The sequence below is a fragment of the Paractinoplanes ferrugineus genome (assembly GCF_016862195.1).
Classification (GTDB): domain Bacteria; phylum Actinomycetota; class Actinomycetes; order Mycobacteriales; family Micromonosporaceae; genus Actinoplanes; species Actinoplanes ferrugineus.
In genome coordinates, this window is record NZ_BOMM01000011.1 from 53,153 (window position 1) to 71,267 (window position 18,115).

Here is an 18,115-nt window from a genome sequence, read left to right on the forward strand (position 1 = left end):
AAGAATTGGGCCATGAGCCACTACCCGACGGAGACGGCCGGATCCGCCCCGGACCGGCCCGACCGCCGCCACCTGATCGCTGAGCTCGTCCTCGACGGTGTGGTCAGCTTCGACCTCGGCACCCCGCCGCAGGTCTTCAACGCCGCCCGCCGCGCCGACCTCGAGCGCCTCTACCGGGTGCGTGTCTGCGGCACCGGCCCGACCCGCAGCACCGGCGGCTTCACCGTGGTGCCCGATCACGGCCTCGACGAGTTGGCCCGCGCCGACACCGTGATCGTTCCGGGGATCGGCCGGGGTGGCCCGGTGACCGACGGCTCGCTGGACCCGGACGTCAAGGACGCACTGCGGGCCGCCCACGAGCGCGGCGCCCGGATCGTCTCGATCTGCACCGGCGCCTCGGTGCTGGCCGCCGCCGGGCTGCTCGACGGCCGTCCGGCCGCCACCCACTGGGCCTGGGCCGGCCGGATCGCCCCGCTCTATCCGCGGGTCCGGTGGAACTTCGACGTCCTGTTCGTCGACGACGGCGACATCCTCACCTCGGCCGGGGTGGGCGCCGGCGTCGACCTCTGCCTGCACATCGTGCGCAACGACCACGGCGCCGAGGCGGCCAACCGGGCCGCCCGGCGCTGCGTGGTGCCGCCGTTCCGGCAGGGTGGCCAGGCGCAGTACATCGAACGCCCGGTGCCGCACAGCGTCGGCCTCAGCACCGAGCCGACCCGGAACTGGGCGCTCGACCGGCTGGCCGAGCCGGTCAGCCTGGAGGAGATGGCGGCGCACGCGCGGGTGAGCGTGCGCACGTTCACCCGGCGGTTCCGCGACGAGACCGGGATGAGCCCGCGTCAGTGGCTGCTGCGGCAGCGGGTCGCCCATGCTCAGCTGCTGCTGGAGTCGACCGATCTGGGAGTCGAGACGGTGGCCCGCCGCTCCGGGCTGGGGAGCGGCACAGCGCTGCGTCAACACATGCAGTCGACGATCGGGGTGGCCCCGAGCACGTACCGCAAGACGTTCCGCCCGATGCAATCCGCGTCACTGTGACTCAGTAATACGCCCCGACATCCGATGTGAGAGACAAGACCGATTTGTCTCCCTGAGGATGTAATGGACCAGACGTTCCGCCCGCTGCTCGACGCACTGAAGCAGATCGGTGTCGATTCGCGCGCCGTCGACTCGGCCGCGGAGGAAGCGCAGCGCAGTGGCCGCTCGGTGCGCGCCGTCCTGATCAACGACAACGTCGTCACCGAGGAGCAGCTGACCGCGGCCGCGGCCCAGGCGTTCGGCATCAACACGCTCGACCTGAACGGCTACACCCCCGACCCCCAGGCGCTCAAGCGCATCCCGCTCTCGGTCGTGCTGCGGCACCGCGTGCTCGGCCTGTCGATGTCCGACGGCGAACTGGTCGTCGGCGTCACCGACCCGGGCGACGTGGTGGCCCTCGACGACGTGCGCGCCGCCACCGGCATGAACCTGCGGCCCGTGGTGGTGGCCCGCTCCGAGGTCCGCCGGATCATCGAGCGGCTCCAGCGCGAGTCGAGCGATCTCGCCGACATCGCCGACGACGAGGATTCGGATCAGGCCGGGATGGCCGCCCAGGCGGCCGCCTCGGACGACGCGCCGATCGTCCGGTACGTCAACAACCTGATCGAGCAAGCGGTCGTCAACCGCGCCTCCGACCTGCATCTGGAGCCGGGCGAGGACGACATGCGGGTGCGGTACCGGATCGACGGCGTGCTGCACGAGGTGGACGTGATCCCGCGCGGGGTGATGGCCGCACTCATCTCCCGCATCAAGATCATGTCGGGCGTCGACATCACCGAGAAGCGGGTGCCGCAGAACGGCCGCATCACCGCGCTGATCCGCGACCGGACGGTCGACCTGCGTACCGCCACGCTGCCCACGGTCTGGGGCGAGAAGATCGTCCTACGGGTGCTCGACACCGGCGGCATCGACCTCGACATGGGGAAACTGGGTTTCACCAAGCACAACCTCGACCGGTTCGCCGGGGCGTTCTCCAAACCGCACGGCATGGTGCTGGTCACCGGTCCGACCGGGTCCGGCAAGTCGACCACGCTCTACGCCACGCTGGGCCGGATCTCCAAGCCGGAGATCAACGTGATCACGGTCGAGGACCCGGTCGAATATCGCCTGCGCGGGGTCAACCAGGTCCAGGTGAACGTCAAGGCCGGGCTGACCTTCGCGGCCGTGCTGCCGGCCATCCTGCGTTCCGACCCGGACGTGGTGCTGATCGGTGAGATCCGGGACAGCCACACCGCGCAGATCGCGGTGGAGGCGTCGCTGACCGGCCACCTCGTGCTCTCCACGCTGCACACCAACGACGCGCCCGGCGCGGTCACCCGCCTCACCGAGATGGGCATCGAGCCGTTCCTGGTCGGCTCGTCGCTCGACTGCGTGCTCGCCCAGCGACTCTCCCGGCGGCTCTGCGACTGGTGCAAGGAGGCCTACCAACCGTCCGAGGCGGAACTGGTGGGCGCCCACTGGCCGTTCGAGGACCTGGTCGTGCCGGAGGCGCTCTACCGCCCGGTGGGCTGCCGGAACTGCGCCAACACCGGCTACCGGGGCCGGCTCGCGATCCACGAGGTGATGCCGATCTCGCCGGAGATCGAGTCGCTGACGATCCGGCGCGCCTCCTCCAACGAGATCCGCGAGGTGGCCCTCGACCAGGGGATGTACGACCTGCGGTCGGACGGGTTGGCCAAGGCGGCGGGCGGCCTGACCTCGATCCGTGAGGTGTCCCGGGTGGCGATCTAGCTTACCGACGCTTGGAGCACTTCACCCGATTCCGCCGAAATGCCTCCTAAAGAGGCAGGTAGCGGTGCCGAATTTAGAAGCACGAACGTTCCGCGAGACAGATTGCCGGTGCGATGTACACGACCGACCAAATGGTTACGCCGCAGCAGACGGCCGCCAAAGCGCCGCCCGCCCCCGCATCGGGTGATCTCGCCGTGCTCAACCAGATGCTCGTCACCCTGGTCGAGTCGAAGGGCTCCGACCTGCACCTGACCGTCGGCACCCCGCCGATGATCCGGGTGCACGGCTCGCTGCGCCCGCTGCCCGGGTACGGCAACCTCAACTCGTCGGACACCGCCCTGCTGGCCCGCGCCGCGATCACCGTCGAGCAGTGGCAGACCTTCCAGGCCAAGCAGGAGCTCGACTTCGCGCACAGCATCGTGGGCGTCTCCCGGTTCCGCGGCAACCTCTACGTGCAGCGCAACTCGTGCGGCGCGGTCTTCCGGGCCATCCCGCACGAGATCAAGCCGCTGGACGAGCTGGGCATGCCCGAGACGGTGGCCCGCTTCGCCCACCTGCCCCGTGGCCTGGTGCTGGTCACCGGCCCCACCGGCTCCGGCAAGACCACGACGCTCGCCTCGATCCTCGACCTCGCCAACCGCAGCCGCGCCAACCACATCATCACCATCGAGGACCCCATCGAGTTCCTCCACCCGCACAAACGCAGCGTGGTCAACCAGCGCGAGGTGGGCTCGGACACCGAGGACTTCTCGAGCGCGCTCAAGCACGCGCTGCGGCAGGACCCGGACATCATCCTGGTCGGCGAGCTGCGCGACCTGGAGACGACGGCGACCGCGCTGACCGCGGCCGAGACCGGTCACCTGGTGCTGGCCACCCTGCACACGCAGAGCGCCACGCAGACCATCGACCGCGTCATCGACATCTTCCCGCCGCATCAGCAGCTGCAGATCCGGGCTCAGCTGGCGGCGTCCCTGCAGGGCGTGGTCACCCAGGCCCTGGCCCCCAAGGCGGACGGCAAGGGCCGCGCGGTGATCGCCGAGATCCTGACCGCGACCCCGGCCATCCGAGCCCTGATCCGCGAGGGGAAGTCGCACCAGATCCCCTCGTTCATGCAGGCCGGTGGCAGCGAGGGCATGCTCGCGTTCGACCAGCATCTGGCCGAGAAGGTGCGGGAGGGCGTGGTGACCCTGCAGGTCGCCCTGGAGCTCTGCCACTCGCAGGAGGAACTCAAGCGACTCATCGGCCGGATGTGATGCCATGCCCGTGACCAAGACGTTCCACTACAGCGCGATCGACGCGTCCGGCCGCAAGGCCAAGGGCACTGTCGAGGCGCCCAACGAGGCCGCCGCCACCCACACGCTGCGGCAGCGCGGCGAGGTGCCGCTCGAGGTCACCGAGGCCGGCCAGGGCCTCAACAAGGATCTGCGGATCCCCGGCCTCGGCGGCCGGACGAAGCTCAAGGATCTGGCGATCTTCTCGCGGCAGTTCGCGACGATGACCGCGTCCGGCATGTCGCTGCTGCGCTCCCTGGCGATCATGGAGGAGCAGACCTCGTCGCTTCCGCTCAAGAAGGCGCTCGGCGAGGTGCGCGGCGACGTGTCCGGCGGCGTCTCGCTGTCGACCTCGATGGCCAAGCACGAGAAGGTCTTCCCCCGCCTGATGATCGCGATGATCCGGGCCGGTGAGACCGGCGGTATGATCGACCGCGCTCTCGAGCAGATCGCGGACAGCCTGGAGAAGGACAGCGCGCTACGCGGCAAGATCAAGAGCGCGCTCACCTATCCGGCGATCGTGCTGGCCTTCACGTTCGTACTCATCGCCGGCGTGCTGATCTTCATCGTTCCGATCTTCGAGGCGATGTTCAAGAGCCTCGGCGGCGAACTGCCGGCGATCACCCAGTTCCTGGTCGACGCCAGTCACAACATGTGGTGGATCGGCCCGCTGGTCATCGCGGTGTTCGTCAGCTGCTCGGTCGGCTACAAGCACCAGACGCGCACGAGCCAGAGCTTCCGCTACACCGTGGACAAGATCAAGGTCCGGGCACCGGTCTTCGGTTCGCTGTTCCAGAAGCTCGCCATGAGCCGGTTCTCCCGCAACCTCGGCCTGCTGCTCAACGTCGGCGTGCCGGTGATGCAGGCGCTCGCCGTGGTCGGCGAGACGACCGGCAACGAGGTCATCAACGTGGCGCTCAAGGACGTGCAGAACGCCGTCCGGGACGGACAGCCCATGTCGTCCGCGATGCGGCACCACAAGATTTTCCCCGACATGGTCACGCAGATGGTCGAGGTCGGGGAAGAAAGCGGTCAAATCAGTCAGATGCTCGACAAGATCGCCGACTTCTACGACAGGGAGGTCGACAGCGCGGCCGACTCACTGACCGCCTCCATCGAACCGATCATGGTCCTGGTGATGGGTGCGGTGGTCGGCGGAATGGTGGTCTGCCTGTACCTCCCGATGTTCACGATCTACCAGAACATCCAGAGCAACTGAACCTCAAGTACGGCCGACAACGACCGATTCTGCGGACATCCAGCACGACCCTTCACCGCACCTATTCAAGCCAGAGAGGCACCCCCACATGACCGACATCATCAACCGGCTGCGCTCGAAGAAGGGCGACGAGGGCTTCACCCTCATCGAGCTCCTGGTCGTCGTGGTCATCATCGGCGTGCTCGTCGCGATCGCCGTGCCGGTCTACCTGAACTACCGCAAGGGCGCGGCCGACAAGTCGGCCCAGTCCGACGTGCGTGGCGCCGTCAGCGCGGTCGAGCAGTTCTACACCGAGAACGGCAACGCGTACCCGAAGACCGTCACCAAGACCAACGACGGCCAGGCCGGCAACGACTCGATCACCCTGCAGACCTCCCTCGGTGTCGACTCGACCCAGAAGATCACCCTGTCGGACAAGACGCAGCTCGCCGTCGTCTCGTCGGCCAACAGCTACCTGATCTGCGCCACCAACTCCGGCGGTAGCGGCAAATGGTACAAGTACGACAGCTCCACCGGTGGCTCGGTCAAGGCCGCCAGCGGCACGCTGAGCGCCACCACCTGCTCCTGATCCACCCCGGCCGGGGCCGCCAGCGCGGCACCGGCCGGCCCACCGCCGAGGCCGAGGAGGACCGGACATGCCGCAGGTGTTCCTCCTCGGCGTCACCGGGCTGCTCGGCCTCGCGGTCGGTTCGTTCCTGAACGTGGTGATCTACCGGGTGCCCCGGGACGAGTCGCTGGTGCGGCCCGGATCGCACTGCCCGCACTGCGGCGGCGCGATCCGGAACCGGCACAACGTCCCGGTGCTCGGCTGGCTGATGTTGCGGGGCCGGTGCGCCGACTGCGCGGCTCCGATCAGCGTTCGCTATCCCCTGGTCGAGGCCGGCACCGCGGTGCTGTTCGGCGCGGTCGCCGCCAAGTTCGGCTGGTCCTGGGAACTGCCGGCCTACCTGTACCTGGCCGCCGTCTCGATCGCGCTCGCCGCGATCGACATCGACCTGATGCGCCTCCCCGACAAGATCGTGCTGCCGTCGTACGCGGTGGCCCCGCTCCTGCTGCTGCCCGCCGTGCTCGCCGAACACAGCTGGGCCGCGGCCGTCCGGGGCCTGATCGCGGCCGCCCTGCTCTACGCCGGCTACTGGATCCTCGCCGTCCTGCCCAAGGGCATGGGCGGCGGTGACGTGAAGTTGGCCCCGCTGCTCGGCCTCTACCTCGGCTGGCTCGGCTGGAGCTCGGTGGTCGTCGGCGCGTTCGCCGGCTTCCTGATCGGCGGCGTGGCCGGGGTTCTGCTGATGGCGGCCAAGGTGGCCACCCGCAAAAGCCGCATCCCGTTCGGCCCGTACATGCTCGCCGGCGCCTTCCTGGCCGTCTTCGCGGCCGCGCCGATCGCGGACTGGTACACGAACCTCATCCTCCCCACCGCCTGAGCACCTCGAAGGGAACCCCATGGCCGGCGCCATACCGATCGGGCTCGACATCGGCTCGTCCACGATCCGTGCCGTGGAGGTCCGCCGGACCAAGGAGGGCTACACCCTGGCCGCGTTCGGCCAGGTCGCCCTCGCACCGGGCACCGTGACGGGCGGCGTCATCCAGGACCCGGTCGCGGTCACCGGGGCGATCAAGCAGCTCTGGACCACCCACAAGTTCGGCACCAAACACGTCGTCATCGGGGTGACCAACCCGCAGTTGGTGGTGCGCGAGATGTCGGTCGCCAACCTGCCCGCCAAGGAGTTGCGCCAGGCCCTGCCGTTCCAGGTCAAGGACGCGCTCCCGCTCGCGGTCGAGAAGGCGGTGCTGGACTTCTACCCGCTCGAGGAGCCGGGCAGCAACCCGACCGTGCGCGGCCTGCTCATCGCCACCCCGAAGGACGCCGTGCTGGCCGCGGTCGACGCCGCGCAGAAGGCCGGCCTCACCGTCAAGGGCGTCGACCTGGCCTCGTTCGCCCTGCTGCGGGCCGCCTCCCGGCTGGACACCCAGGTCGAGGCGATCGTCGACATCGGCGCCGAGGTGACAAGCGTGGTCGTGCACGCCGACGGTGAGCCGCTGATCGTGCGGACCGTGCCGCGCGGCGGCCACGAGATCACCGCCGCGATGGCCACCCGGCTCGGCATCTCGGCGCAGGAGGCCGAGATGGTCAAGTGCCGCTTCGGCCTGCACGGCGACGGCAACCCGGTCACCGTCGAGGCGGCCGGCGAGGCGGTTCGCCCGATCGCCAGCGAGCTGCGCAGCTCGTTCACCTACCTCGCCTCCGGCGAGCGGCAGAAGCAGGTCACCCGGCTCGCGCTCTGCGGCGGTAGCGCACTCATGCCCGGTCTGGCCGAGCACCTCCAGCAGCAGCTGGGCATCACCGTGATGTACGCCGACAGCGCCAGCCGGCTGCGCGACACGCGTAAGGGCCGGGAGAACGGCTTCGACAGTTTCGTGCCGTCGGCCGCCGTGTCGATCGGCCTGACCTTGGGAGCGGCAGCCTGATGAGCACCAGTACCGCTTTGCTGCCCCTCGACCCCGCCGTCTCCCCCGAGCACGCGGTGCGGATCCTGCCGATCCGGGCCAACCTGTTGCCGCCGGAGATCCTCGCCGGCCGCAACGCCCGCCGCACCCGGTTCCTGCTGATCGGCGCGGTGGTGCTGGTCGCCGCCGTGATGGGCGGGTGGTACCTGCTCGCCGACAGTCAGCGTGACCTGGCCGCCTCGGACCTCGCCTCGGTGACCAAGCAGGCCGACGGGATCCGCGACACGATGCGCAACGACGAGAAGTACAAGAACGTGACCACGGTGATCACCGAACGGGACGAGATCAAGGGCAACCTCAAGACCGCCCTGGCCAAGGACCTGCCGTTGTACACGCTGATCGACGCCGTGCGCAGCGCCGCCGAGAAGAAGAACGGAACCCTCGCCTCGATCGTCGCGTCGCTGCCGGAGGGCGGGAACGGTATCTCCGCCGACGCGGTCGGCACGCTGCAGATCTCCGGTGTCGCCAAGGACAAGGCGACCACCGCGGACATCGTCGACGCGCTGGCCGGCGTGGACGGGGTGCAGAACGTCTACCTCACCTCGGCGGCGGGACAGAGCGGGATCTGGACCTTCACCCTGACCGCCGAGATCTCCACCAAGTACGAGTGCGGCCGGTTCAGTGCCAAGACCTGCGGGGGCAAATGATGGGTGCGCGCCAGAACAACCGGCTGTGGCTGCTGGGCGGCCTCATCGCGATCGTGGTGATCGTCGCGGCCACCTTCCTGCTCGCGATCAAACCGATCTACACCGAGAAGGCCGACCTCGAGGGCCAGGCCGGCGACCAGGACATCCGCCTCGTCCAGCTCCGGCGGGAGCTCGCCGACCTGCAGGACAAGGCGAAGAACATCCAGACCTACACCGCCGAGCGGGACACCCTGAAGGCGGCGCTTCCCGAGAAGTACGACATCACGGCCTACCTGCGTGCCCTGCAGACCTCGGAGTCTGCGGTCAAGGTCGACGTCAACTCGGTCGGGATCAGCATCCCGCAGACGATCAAGGGGGCCGGCACCGTCTATGCGGTACCGATCACGATGACCATCACCGGCACCGCCGAAGGCATCACCAAGGCGCTGCAGCGGCTACAGGTCACGCAGAGCCGGGCGGTGCTCATCACCTCGGTCAACCTGCAGATCAACGAGGACAAGACGGCGACCGCCAACCTCGTGCTGAGCGCCTTCTGCCGGCAGAGCACCGGCTGCGTGGCCACCTCGACCTGAGTCAGGAGATCCGCCAGACGCCGGTCTCGCCGCGCGAGGTCGGGCAGACCAGGTAACCGCGGCCGGCCTGGCAGCGGAACCAGGCCGCGTCGTCCATCGCGCCCGCGATCCGCAGGTCGCCGGTGACCGGGTCGGACACCGACACGAAGGTCCGGCGGCCGGCGCCCCGCAGGATCAGGTCACCGAGCCGGCGGCTGCGCCCGAGCGGGTGCAGCACCCGGCCGGTGGCCGCGTCGAGCAGCGCGGTCTGGGCGTTCTCCTGGTTGTCGTAGGCGAACAGCCGCCGGCCGTCGAAGCGGTAGGCGGCGCCCCAGGCCGGCTGCTCCCAGCGCACCCGGCCGCCGTCCGGGTCGACCCCGGTCACCCACCGGGTGTCGGTCACGCACAGCACCGGACCGCAGTCGGAGACCCGGCCGGTCGGGCCGCCCGCCGAACGCCACAGCGGGACCAGCGGCCGGACCGAGTACGCCGTCAGCGACACCTGCCCGCGCTGCCGCCGGGACAGGTAGAGCCGGTCGCCGACCACGCTGACCGCGGCCGAGTCGGCGATCAGTGAGCGGTCGAGCCGCGGATCGAAGGTCAGCCCCAGATCACCGCCGGCCAGCACGGCCCCGTCGGCGTACGACAGCACCACCACCGAGCCGGTGGCGCCGACCGCGACGATCATCGAGGAGCGCCCCTCGGACATGTCGTCCGGGCCGAGGAAGCCGGCCGGGTCGACCTCGCGGCTCCAGATCTCGCGGCCGGATCGGGAATCCGACAGAGCCAGGCGGGCCACCTCGCCGAACCCGCTCTGGGTGAGCAGGCCGCCGCGGGACAGCGTGATGACCAGGGTGTCGTCGGCCGGTCGGGTCCACAGCTCACGGCCGGCGGTGGCGTCCAACGCGGTCAGCCGGAAGCCGGCGGCCCTGGTCAGCACCAGCACCACCCCGGCCGCGTCGTCCACCCAGAGGTTCTGCACGTCCTGACCGAAGTCCCGGGTCCAGCCCCGGGTTCCGGCGGGCAGCTCGTAGCGGCGTACCTCGGCCGGGGTGGCGAGGAAGAGCGACCCGGCACCCAGCTTGGCCGAGGTGACCGGCTCGTCCACCGCCAGGACGGGCGTCAGCCCGGACCGGGCCGGTGCCGCGCCACCCACCGTGACCAGAACCGCGACCAGGGCCAGGAGCAGCAGCACCGGGCGCGTACGGACCCGGGCCGACTCGGGATCCGGCGCCGGGGCCGGTCGATCCAGATCGATGAGGGGTGCGCCGGCCGCCATGGGTTCAGCATGCCCGGCGAGTGCATGCGTCGGCATCTGGTCACCGTGAGTACTCTGCCCGTATGTCTTATGCGGTCCCACCGACCCGCACCGCGGCCGTGGTCCGGCAGCTTCGCAACGAGATCGTCACCGGCGAGCTGCCACCGGGCACGTTGATCAAGGATGCCGAGCTCGCGTCCCGGCTCGGCGTCAGCATCACGCCGGTCCGCGAGGCGATCGCCCAGCTCTCCGTCGAGGGCCTGATCGACATCGCCCCCAACCGGACCAGGCACGTCACCCGGGTGACGCAGAAGAACGCGCTCGAGCTGATCGACGTGATGAGTGTGTTGGCCTGCGCCGGCTTCGAATGGGGCGTCGACAACCTCACCGACACCCACATCGACCTCATGCGGCAGCGGCAGAAGGAGTTCGTCGAGGCGTTGCACGCCGGCAACGTGCTCGCGGCCAGCGCGGCCGGCGCCGACTTCAGCACCATCGTGATTCTCGCCAGCGGCAACCGCGAGTTGCAGTCCATGGTGGATCTGGTGGTCGCGCGCACCATGCGGATCCTCGCGATGACCGCCGAGAGCGGCCTGTGGAACGTCTGGATCGACGGCCACGACGCGATCGTCGAGCTGCTCGAGGCCGGTGACGCCAGGGGCGCTCTCGCCCGCTACCGGCAGATCTACGTCGACTACCGCTCCCGGGTCGAAGAGGAGCTCTTCGAGGACCAGTGAGCGGCCGCTCCCTGGATGCAACCGAATTCTCGTTCATGGCTCACCCGTTGCTGACGATCAACTCGCTGTCAGCCCCGGGAAGGAGCCCCGATGAACCACAACCTGATCCTCATCGCCGAGGACGACGGCGACACGCGCGAACTGCTGGCCTTCACGCTTGAGGCGGCCGGTTACCGGACGGTCGCGGCCAAGGACGGCAACACCGCGGCTCGCATCCTCACCGTCGCCAAGCCGGTCGGGCTGATCACCGACGTACGGATGCCGGCCCTCAACGGCATGGAGCTGTGCCAGCTCGCCCGCCGTAACCCGGAGATCCGGGACACCGCGATCCTGATGATCTCGGGCAACGCGCACTCCTACGACGTGGACGCGGGCCTGGGTGCCGGCGCGGACCGCTATCTGCAGAAACCGTTGTCTCCGCGACGTCTCGTCGCCGAGCTGGCCGACCTGATCTCGTTGAAAGGGACAACCCGATGACTACTGCCGTCTTCACCGAACCGGACGTCGACGAGTTCACCCGCGCGCTCACCTCCGGGCCGATCGCGCCGCCGCCGGCCTCGACGATCCTGATCGCCGACGATGACGACGACGTTCGCGACGTCATCGCCTTCAAGCTCCAGGTGGCCGGTTTCCGCACGTTGAGCGCCGACAACGGCCGTTCGGCACTGAACCTGGCGGTGGAGAACCGGCCGCGCATGATCATCCTGGACGTGAACATGCCGCAGCTCGACGGGCTCAGCGTCTGCTACGAGCTGCACGCGCGGCCGGAGACGGTGCAGATCCCGGTGCTGATGATCAGCGGTAACAACCGGCCGGCCGACGTCGACCGCAGTTTCGCGATCGGCGCCGACGACTACCTGCCCAAACCGTTCACCCAGGTGGAGATGCTGCGCCGGGTGAACTGGCTGCTCCTGGCGTCCGGCCGGTCCTGACGCTTCACCGGTCGCCCGAGTTGCCGAAAGGGCATACATGACAGACACGTGGAGCCGGTCGCTGCGGCGCACGCTCGGCTTCACCGTGCTCTATGTGCTTGCCACGGTGGCCGGGCGGCTGACCGTCATGGACGCGAACAACCTGAGCATGGTCTGGCCGGCGGCCGGCGTGCTCGCGGTCTGGTTCAGCGCCCAGCGGCGCTCCCGGTGGCGGTGGACCGACGGGGTCGCGCTGACCGCCGTCACGGTCGCGGTCAACATGGCCACCGGGGCGCCCGCCCGCACGGCTGTCGTGTTCGTCCTGGCCAACCTGGTGCAGGGCATCGTCTTCGTGTGGCTCTTCGACCGCTGGCTGCCCGACCTCTGGGTCTCCGGTGGTCCACCGCTGACCCGGCTCTCCGAGCTGTGGCGGTTCATCGCGGTCGCGTCGATCAGCACGGTGGCCGGCGCGGCCCTCGGCACCTCCGGCATGTGGCTGATCACCGGGCATTACTCGTACGAGTCGGCACTGGTCTGGCTGGCCCGCAACACGGTGAGCATCCTGCTCGTCGGGATCGGCATGCGGCGGATCGCCTGGCTCTGGCAGACCCGCCGCAACCGCATCGGCCCGAGCGTGTGGACCCGGCTCGGCCCGGCCCGACGGATCGAGCTGTGCACGCTCCTGGGCGTCTCGATCGGCTCGTACGGCACCGTCTTCGGCCTGTTCGACGGCGCCTCGCTGGCGTTCACGCTGATCGGCGTGACCATCTGGGCCGGCCTGCGGATGCGCACCAGCTTCGTGATCCTGCACGACCTCGCGTTCGGCACCGCCGCCGTGCTGTTCACGCTGCACGGCACCGGCCCGTTCGGCGAGATCCAGTCCGACTGGGTCCGCGCCCTGGTGGCCCAGGTGTTCGTCGGCATGGTGGCGGTCACCGGCCTGGCCCTGGCGCTCGGCCGCGACGAGCGGGAAGCCCTGGTCGAGCAGCTGCGCCAGTCCGAGCGGGCGGCCGTCGAGCAGGCCCGCACGATGACCGCGATCATCGACTCGATGGCCGAGGGCCTCGGCGTCATCGACGAGGACGGGCGCCTGCTGGTGCGCAACCCGGCCGCCACCCGGCTGCTCGGCGTGGCCAGCCCGGACGGCGTGATCGGCGACAACCGGTTCTACGGCCTGTTCCATCCGGACGGCTCGCCGCTGGCCAACGACGAGGCCGTCTACGAGCAGATCTTCGCGGGCCGCTACCAGGAGCCGGTCGATCTGCTGGTCCGCAACCCGGCCCTGCCCGAGGGCCGGATCGTGCAGGTCAGCGGCTCCCAGGTGACCGCGGCCGACGGCCGCCGGCAGGCCGTGATCGTCTTCCATGACGTGACCGCCGACCGCCGGCACCGCGACGAGCTCGCCTCGTTCGCCGGCGTCGTCGCGCACGACCTGCTCAACCCGCTCACCACCATCGAGGGATGGTCGGAGTTGCTGGCCGGCGATCTCGGCGGCCGGCAGGGCGAGAGCGTGGCCCGGATCCAGCGGGCGGCGATCCGGATGCGCAGCATGATCAACGGGTTGCTGGCCTACACCACGGCACGGGACGCGAGCCTGTCCCCGGTCGCGGTCGACCTCGACGAGATGGTGCGCGACATCGCCACCGCGCGACTCGACCAGGCCGCCGGCCTGTCCGCGCCGATGCCCCGCTTCGAGATCGACGACCTGGCAGTGGTCGACGCCGACCCGGTGCTCACCCGGCAACTGCTGGAGAACATCATCGGCAACGCCATCAAATACACGGCACCCGGGGTGGCGCCACGGATCGCGGTGTCCTGCGAACCGGCGGGCGACGGCTTCGTACGGGTGAACATCGACGACAACGGCATCGGCATCCCGGCCGGCCAGTACGACGCGATCTTCCAGAACTTCCATCGCGCGCACGCCGAGGCCGGTTTCCCCGGCACCGGCCTGGGCCTGGCCATCTGCAAACGGATCGTGGAGCGCCACGGCGGCACCATCGCCGCGGCCGGCCACGACGGCGGCGGCTCCCGGATGACGTTCACGCTGCCCCTGCTCGGCGGACGCGGCTGAGCACCTCGGCGGCCGCCACCCGGGACTCCCACGTCGGTGTTCGCACCTCGCGGGTGAGCATGAGCAGCAGGGCAAGGCTCAGCCAGACATAGGTGTTGCTGCCGGGAAAGGCGGCCCAGCCATGCGGGTGCGCCCACCAGAGCCACACGATGCTGCTGCTCATCAGGACCAGGCCCACCCCCAGCACGGCCAGCCGGCGCCGGTCGCCGATGCTCGCGCCGAACAGCAGGAACAGCGCCGGGATGAGCCACACCAGGTGGTGCACCCAGGTGACCGGGCTGATCAGGCAGGCGAGCACGCCGGTCACCGCGAAACCGGCGACGTCGTCGGGGCGGCGGGTGCGAACCCACCAGCACCAGTACGCGACGACGAGCGCCACCCCGGCCGGCCACCACGTCACCGGCACGTCGAGCCGCGCCACCACGCCCCGCAGCGACTGGTTGGAGACGTAGGAGAGCTCGCCGATCCGGCCGGTGTCCCACACCGCGTCGGTCCAGAACGTTCTGGACGCGTCCGGGGCGGCCAGCAGGGCCAGCAACGTCGCGGCGGCGGCGGTGACCGCGGCGGTGGCGGCGGCCCGGTAGCGCCGGGCCAGGATCAGGTAGCCGATGAAGATCACCGGGGTCAGCTTGATCGCCGCGGCCAGGCCGATGCCGACGCCCGCGAACCGCTTGTTGCGCAGGTCGCCGCAGACCAGCACCAGCAGCAACAGGTTCACCTGGCCGAAGCTGAAGGTGTCGCGGGACGGCTCGAACACCAGGAACCCCAGGAACAACAGGGCGCAAGGGGTCCAGATCGGCCAGCCGCGGGCCTGCAGGATCGGCACGAAATACCAGCGGATCAGCAGGAGCACGGCGGCCGCGTTCAGCGTCACCCCGGCCGCGACCGCCACCGGCCACGACGTGATCGCGAGCGGGCTCATCGCCAGGGCCGCGAACGGTGGATAGGTGAAGCCGTAGGCGGTGCCCTGATAGCGGTATTCGTAGAGGTCACCGCCGTCCAGGAGCCAGTAGCGAACCGCCCCCCGATAGACGCCGAGATCGAAGAAGTGGCGGAACGTCGGGATCGTGACCAGGAAGGCGGCCACAGCCACGGCCGCCAGCAGAACCACGACGACGTTTCGGGCCCGGTTGGTCATCGCAGGACTCGCGCGGGCGTCACCACGAGGCGTACGACGAGGAACATCGCCACCCCGATCAGGCCACCCAGCACCGCGAGCAGCACCCGCTCGCCGTCGGCGGCGAACCCGTCGGGCAGCACCACCAGCACCAGCACCGCGCAGAAGGCGGCCAGGGCGCGCCGCACGTGGTGATTGGCCGCCACCGCGGCCAGCAGCACCAGGCCCCAGACGACGTACCAGGGTCGGATCGCCGGCCCGAACAGCACCACCGCCGTCAGCACGATCCCGAGGCAGTAGACCGGCCCGAGCCGCGCGCGACAGCTCCACACCATCCCCGCCACCACGACCATGGCCAGCAGGCCCGCCCACCGCCACACCTCGGTGGCCAGATCAGTGCCCAGAAGTCCGCTCGTGCACCGCCCCAGCAGGCCGGTCAGCGACCAGTTCCCGGCGCTGACCGGGGTGGCGAGCGCACCGATCCAGCCATAACCGGTGCCGGCGACCGCGGTGATCGCCGCGGTGGAGACTCCGGCGATCGCCGCCACCTTCGGCCAGGCCCACCGGTCGGCCCAGATGGCCGCCACCGCCACCAGGCCCAGCGCGGCCGGCCACTTGACCAGGCCGGCCGCCACCACCAGCAGGGTGCCGAGGACCGGCCGGTGCCGCACCGTCGCGGCCAGTCCGGCCGCCAGCAGGCCGACCATCAGCGCGTCGTTGTGCGCCCCCGCGACCAGGTGGATCAGCACCAGCGGGTTCAGCAGGGCCAGCCAGGTCGCGCCGGGCACACTCACCCCGGCCGGGCCGGCCAGCACCCGCAGCGAGAACGCCAGCATCACCAGCCCGGCGATCGCGACCAGCCGCATCGCGACGATCCCGAAGATCAGGTGAGCGCTGAGCAGACCGGCGACCGCGTGGGCGACAAGCAGAAACACCGGGCCGTACGGGCTCGGGGTGTGCTGCCAGATGGCCGGCACCTGATCGGCCACCAGACCGCCGAGCAACGCCGGACCGTGCCGGTAGACGTCCATCCCCGAGTCGATCATCAGGCCCTGGGCGAGGTAGCTGTAGACGTCCCGACTGAACATCGGCGGCGCCACCAGCAGCGGCGCGGCCCACAGCGCGAGGGTGCCCCAGTGCGACTCCTCGCGCGCCACCCGGCCGTACCACCACCAGCCGAGCACGAGCAGCAGCAGTCCGGTATAGACGGACACCAGGCCAAGCCGCGCGTGTTCGCCGGAGCTGCCGATCGGCAACGCCCCCGCGCCGAGCCCACCCGCGGCGATCAGGGCGGAACCGGCGAACCCGACCGCGCGCGCGGACGTGTGATCTCTGAGCACGGCTGCACCATTTCAATAGCCGGTGTCGAGCCGTGGACCTCCTCCTTACGGCAGGGCGAAGGGAAGCTTGATGCCATCGAGAGCGGTCACGCACGGACACTCTCTGGCGGCCGGCAACTTGGTCACCGCCTCCAGGAGTACGCCCCGGAGCCGTTCCGTGTTCTCCCCGAACACCCCGAACACCTCTTCCTGGGTCACCCCGTGCTCGCCCTCCACCCCCGCGTCGAGGTCGGTGACAAGCGCGATCGGGGTGTAGCAGAGGCCCAGCTCACGAGCCAGCACCGCTTCCGGGTGGCCGGTCATGTTGACGATCGTCCCGCCGATCGAGGTGAACCAGCGCGACTCGGCCCGGGTGGAGAAGCGCGGCCCCTCGACCACCACCATCGTCCCGCCGTCGACCGGAGCGACCGCCCGCGCCGCCTCGAGCAGCACCGACCGCCCCACCGGGCAGTACGGATCGGCGAACGAGACGTGCACCGCCCCCTCGTCGTAGAACGTCTGCACCCGCCCGCTCGTCCGATCGATCAACTGATCCGGCACCACGAACGTGCCCGGCCCCAGCTCCGGCCGCAGCCCGCCGACCGCGCACGGGGCGACGATCTGGCGTACTCCCAAGGCGCGAAGCGCCCAAAGATTCGCCCGGTAGGGGATTTTGTGCGGCGGGAACCGATGATCGCGCCCGTGGCGCGGCAGGAACGCGACCCTTCGGTCCCCCACCTGAGCCACCGTGATCGGGTCGGAGGGTGGACCGTAGGGCGTGGACACGTCGAACTCTTCGGCGTCTTCCAGGAGGGCGTACAGCCCGGACCCGCCGATGACACCGATCTCGGCCGCAGCGTTCATGGGCAGACCTTATCCGTGCCCCGGATCTCGGGCTAATGTGCTGGGCATGGCAGAGGCGCGGTGGGTGGCTCGTGCATAGCGAGGGTCAGCGGATCGGAGGCCGGTCGATGGAGTCCATGACCGGCCGGCTGCTGGTGGCCACCCCCACCCTCAAAGATCCGAACTTCGACCGCACCGTGGTGCTGCTGGTCGCCCACGAAGCCGGCGGCGCCCTCGGCGTGGTGCTCAACCGGGCCACCGAGGTGCCGGTCGCCGACGTCCTCGGCAACTGGGGCGAGCTGGCCGGCGAGCCCGCCGTCCTCTTCGAGGGCGGCCCGGTCCAGCCCGAGTCGGCGATCTGCCTGGCCCGCACCCGCCCCGAGGTGAAAAAACGGATCACCGGCTTCCACCAGGTGTCCGGCGCCCTCGGCACGGTCGACCTCTCCGCCGACCCCGACCGCATCCGCGAGAGCGTGGCCGGCATCCGCGTCTTCGCGGGCTACTCCGGCTGGTCAGCGGGCCAGCTCGAGGAGGAGATCGCGGGCGGCTCCTGGTTCCTGTTCGACGCCCTCCCCGGCGACCCGTTCATGAGCCGCCCCGACGACCTCTGGGGCATGGTCCTGCGCCGCCAGGGCGACATCCTGGCCGCGGTGGCCCACTTCCCGCCCGACCCCCTCCTGAACTGAGCCGCCGAGAGTGTGTAGTATTTCCTCCGTGCCCGGGACACCCGGGGACGGCAAGGGGCTGTGGCGCAGCTGGTAGCGCACCACACTGGCAGTGTGGGGGTCAGGGGTTCGAGTCCCCTCAGCTCCACGAGGCGATGGGCGGCCTGTGTTCGCGGAAAGCGCGAACCAGGTCGCCTCGTTATTTCTACTCAGGGGGCCGAGCCCCCTG

General features: G+C 70.0%; 18 protein-coding genes and 1 tRNA gene. 15 read left to right on the plus strand and 4 right to left on the minus strand.

The features are described from left to right. Positions 1 to 12: 12 nt before the first annotated feature. The 9 genes from Afe05nite_RS07740 to Afe05nite_RS07780 all read left to right on the plus strand — a co-directional run bounded on the left by Afe05nite_RS07740 (position 13) and on the right by Afe05nite_RS07780 (position 8,983). Complete coding sequence (locus tag Afe05nite_RS07740) at positions 13 to 1,035, plus strand: GlxA family transcriptional regulator (RefSeq protein WP_203816297.1); 1,023 nt, start codon at positions 13 to 15, stop codon at positions 1,033 to 1,035. A gap of 63 nt (positions 1,036 to 1,098) precedes the next feature. Beyond that, the gene (locus tag Afe05nite_RS07745; protein WP_203816298.1) at positions 1,099 to 2,766 is read left to right on the plus strand and encodes a GspE/PulE family protein; all 1,668 of its coding nucleotides are present in this window, start codon (positions 1,099 to 1,101) and stop codon (positions 2,764 to 2,766) included. Between the two features lie 131 nt (positions 2,767 to 2,897). Beyond that, complete coding sequence (locus Afe05nite_RS07750; RefSeq protein WP_203816299.1) at positions 2,898 to 4,019, plus strand: type IV pilus twitching motility protein PilT; 1,122 nt, start codon at positions 2,898 to 2,900, stop codon at positions 4,017 to 4,019. A gap of 4 nt (positions 4,020 to 4,023) precedes the next feature. Beyond that, positions 4,024 to 5,256, plus strand: a complete 1,233-nt coding sequence (locus tag Afe05nite_RS07755) for a type II secretion system F family protein (protein ID WP_203816300.1) — start codon at positions 4,024 to 4,026, stop codon at positions 5,254 to 5,256. A gap of 88 nt (positions 5,257 to 5,344) precedes the next feature. Continuing rightward, positions 5,345 to 5,824, plus strand: coding sequence for a type II secretion system protein (locus tag Afe05nite_RS07760; RefSeq protein ID WP_203816301.1), 480 nt, complete (start codon positions 5,345 to 5,347; stop codon positions 5,822 to 5,824). Between the two features lie 67 nt (positions 5,825 to 5,891). Further along, the gene (locus Afe05nite_RS07765; protein ID WP_203816302.1) at positions 5,892 to 6,680 is read left to right on the plus strand and encodes a prepilin peptidase; all 789 of its coding nucleotides are present in this window, start codon (positions 5,892 to 5,894) and stop codon (positions 6,678 to 6,680) included. A gap of 19 nt (positions 6,681 to 6,699) precedes the next feature. Continuing rightward, on the plus strand, positions 6,700 to 7,725 hold the full coding sequence (pilM, locus tag Afe05nite_RS07770) for a type IV pilus assembly protein PilM (RefSeq protein WP_203816303.1): 1,026 nt from the start codon (positions 6,700 to 6,702) through the stop codon (positions 7,723 to 7,725). Next, positions 7,725 to 8,411: a PilN domain-containing protein gene (locus Afe05nite_RS07775; RefSeq protein WP_203816304.1), complete on the plus strand. Its 687-nt coding sequence runs from the start codon at positions 7,725 to 7,727 to the stop codon at positions 8,409 to 8,411. The genes pilM and Afe05nite_RS07775 overlap by 1 nt, the downstream gene beginning before the upstream one ends. Beyond that, a complete protein-coding gene (locus tag Afe05nite_RS07780) occupies positions 8,411 to 8,983 on the plus strand; it encodes a type 4a pilus biogenesis protein PilO (protein WP_203816305.1) in 573 nt (190 codons plus the stop codon). The genes Afe05nite_RS07775 and Afe05nite_RS07780 overlap by 1 nt, the downstream gene beginning before the upstream one ends. Position 8,984: 1 nt before the next feature. Here the strand turns inward: Afe05nite_RS07780 and Afe05nite_RS07785 are convergent, their stop codons facing one another. Continuing rightward, positions 8,985 to 10,277, minus strand: coding sequence for an outer membrane protein assembly factor BamB family protein (locus tag Afe05nite_RS07785; protein ID WP_203816306.1), 1,293 nt, complete (start codon positions 10,275 to 10,277; stop codon positions 8,985 to 8,987). 26 nt (positions 10,278 to 10,303) lie between these two features. Between Afe05nite_RS07785 and Afe05nite_RS07790 the strand changes: the two genes are divergently transcribed. From Afe05nite_RS07790 to Afe05nite_RS07805, 4 genes are all read left to right on the plus strand, one after another. Beyond that, positions 10,304 to 10,957: a GntR family transcriptional regulator gene (locus Afe05nite_RS07790; RefSeq protein ID WP_203816307.1), complete on the plus strand. Its 654-nt coding sequence runs from the start codon at positions 10,304 to 10,306 to the stop codon at positions 10,955 to 10,957. A 90-nt stretch (positions 10,958 to 11,047) separates the two neighbouring features. Further along, entirely contained in the window at positions 11,048 to 11,434 is a 387-nt protein-coding gene (locus tag Afe05nite_RS07795) for a response regulator (protein ID WP_203816308.1), read from the plus strand. Next, positions 11,431 to 11,889 (plus strand): response regulator, encoded by a 459-nt coding sequence (locus Afe05nite_RS07800; RefSeq protein ID WP_203816309.1) that lies wholly within the window; start codon positions 11,431 to 11,433, stop codon positions 11,887 to 11,889. The genes Afe05nite_RS07795 and Afe05nite_RS07800 overlap by 4 nt, the downstream gene beginning before the upstream one ends. Before the next feature lie 37 nt (positions 11,890 to 11,926). Further along, a complete protein-coding gene (locus tag Afe05nite_RS07805) occupies positions 11,927 to 13,942 on the plus strand; it encodes a sensor histidine kinase (RefSeq protein WP_203816310.1) in 2,016 nt (671 codons plus the stop codon). Here the strand turns inward: Afe05nite_RS07805 and Afe05nite_RS07810 are convergent. The 3 genes from Afe05nite_RS07810 to Afe05nite_RS07820 are packed head-to-tail and all read right to left on the minus strand — an operon-like array spanning position 13,911 to position 17,242. Then, the gene (locus tag Afe05nite_RS07810) at positions 13,911 to 15,080 is read right to left on the minus strand and encodes a glycosyltransferase 87 family protein (RefSeq protein WP_203816311.1); all 1,170 of its coding nucleotides are present in this window, start codon (positions 15,078 to 15,080) and stop codon (positions 13,911 to 13,913) included. The two genes, Afe05nite_RS07805 and Afe05nite_RS07810, sit on opposite strands and share 32 nt — an antisense overlap. Beyond that, complete coding sequence (gene mptB / locus Afe05nite_RS07815; protein ID WP_203816312.1) at positions 15,077 to 16,399, minus strand: polyprenol phosphomannose-dependent alpha 1,6 mannosyltransferase MptB; 1,323 nt, start codon at positions 16,397 to 16,399, stop codon at positions 15,077 to 15,079. Before mptB ends, Afe05nite_RS07810 begins: the two co-directional genes overlap by 4 nt. A 45-nt stretch (positions 16,400 to 16,444) precedes the next feature. After that, positions 16,445 to 17,242 carry an S-methyl-5'-thioadenosine phosphorylase gene (locus Afe05nite_RS07820; RefSeq protein ID WP_203816313.1) on the minus strand — a complete coding sequence of 266 codons (798 nt, stop codon included), beginning with the start codon at positions 17,240 to 17,242 and terminating at the stop codon, positions 16,445 to 16,447. 107 nt (positions 17,243 to 17,349) lie between these two features. Here Afe05nite_RS07820 and Afe05nite_RS07825 point away from each other — a divergent pair, with 107 nt between their 5' ends. Together Afe05nite_RS07825 and Afe05nite_RS07830 are read left to right on the plus strand one after the other, a co-directional pair. Then, positions 17,350 to 17,907: a YqgE/AlgH family protein gene (locus Afe05nite_RS07825; RefSeq protein WP_203816314.1), complete on the plus strand. Its 558-nt coding sequence runs from the start codon at positions 17,350 to 17,352 to the stop codon at positions 17,905 to 17,907. A 54-nt stretch (positions 17,908 to 17,961) separates the two neighbouring features. Beyond that, positions 17,962 to 18,034, plus strand: a tRNA-Ala gene (locus Afe05nite_RS07830). Positions 18,035 to 18,115 lie beyond the last annotated feature (81 nt).

What these genes read in the sequence shown, in the direction of transcription:
- Afe05nite_RS07795 (WP_203816308.1), top strand. Translation starts at nt 11,048, where the DNA reads ATGAACCACAACCTGATCCTCATCGCCGAGGACGACGGCGACACGCGC.
- pilM (WP_203816303.1), top strand. Translation starts at nt 6,700, where the DNA reads ATGGCCGGCGCCATACCGATCGGGCTCGACATCGGCTCGTCCACGATC.
- Afe05nite_RS07740 (WP_203816297.1), top strand. Translation starts at nt 13, where the DNA reads ATGAGCCACTACCCGACGGAGACGGCCGGATCCGCCCCGGACCGGCCC.
- Afe05nite_RS07765 (WP_203816302.1), top strand. Translation starts at nt 5,892, where the DNA reads ATGCCGCAGGTGTTCCTCCTCGGCGTCACCGGGCTGCTCGGCCTCGCG.
- Afe05nite_RS07785 (WP_203816306.1), bottom strand. Translation starts at nt 10,277, where the DNA reads ATGCCGACGCATGCACTCGCCGGGCATGCTGAACCCATGGCGGCCGGC.
- Afe05nite_RS07755 (WP_203816300.1), top strand. Translation starts at nt 4,024, where the DNA reads ATGCCCGTGACCAAGACGTTCCACTACAGCGCGATCGACGCGTCCGGC.
- Afe05nite_RS07745 (WP_203816298.1), top strand. Translation starts at nt 1,099, where the DNA reads ATGGACCAGACGTTCCGCCCGCTGCTCGACGCACTGAAGCAGATCGGT.
- Afe05nite_RS07825 (WP_203816314.1), top strand. Translation starts at nt 17,350, where the DNA reads ATGGAGTCCATGACCGGCCGGCTGCTGGTGGCCACCCCCACCCTCAAA.
- Afe05nite_RS07760 (WP_203816301.1), top strand. Translation starts at nt 5,345, where the DNA reads ATGACCGACATCATCAACCGGCTGCGCTCGAAGAAGGGCGACGAGGGC.
- Afe05nite_RS07805 (WP_203816310.1), top strand. Translation starts at nt 11,927, where the DNA reads ATGACAGACACGTGGAGCCGGTCGCTGCGGCGCACGCTCGGCTTCACC.
- Afe05nite_RS07790 (WP_203816307.1), top strand. Translation starts at nt 10,304, where the DNA reads ATGTCTTATGCGGTCCCACCGACCCGCACCGCGGCCGTGGTCCGGCAG.
- Afe05nite_RS07800 (WP_203816309.1), top strand. Translation starts at nt 11,431, where the DNA reads ATGACTACTGCCGTCTTCACCGAACCGGACGTCGACGAGTTCACCCGC.
- Afe05nite_RS07750 (WP_203816299.1), top strand. Translation starts at nt 2,898, where the DNA reads ATGGTTACGCCGCAGCAGACGGCCGCCAAAGCGCCGCCCGCCCCCGCA.
- Afe05nite_RS07810 (WP_203816311.1), bottom strand. Translation starts at nt 15,080, where the DNA reads ATGACCAACCGGGCCCGAAACGTCGTCGTGGTTCTGCTGGCGGCCGTG.
- Afe05nite_RS07820 (WP_203816313.1), bottom strand. Translation starts at nt 17,242, where the DNA reads ATGAACGCTGCGGCCGAGATCGGTGTCATCGGCGGGTCCGGGCTGTAC.
- Afe05nite_RS07775 (WP_203816304.1), top strand. Translation starts at nt 7,725, where the DNA reads ATGAGCACCAGTACCGCTTTGCTGCCCCTCGACCCCGCCGTCTCCCCC.
- Afe05nite_RS07780 (WP_203816305.1), top strand. Translation starts at nt 8,411, where the DNA reads ATGGGTGCGCGCCAGAACAACCGGCTGTGGCTGCTGGGCGGCCTCATC.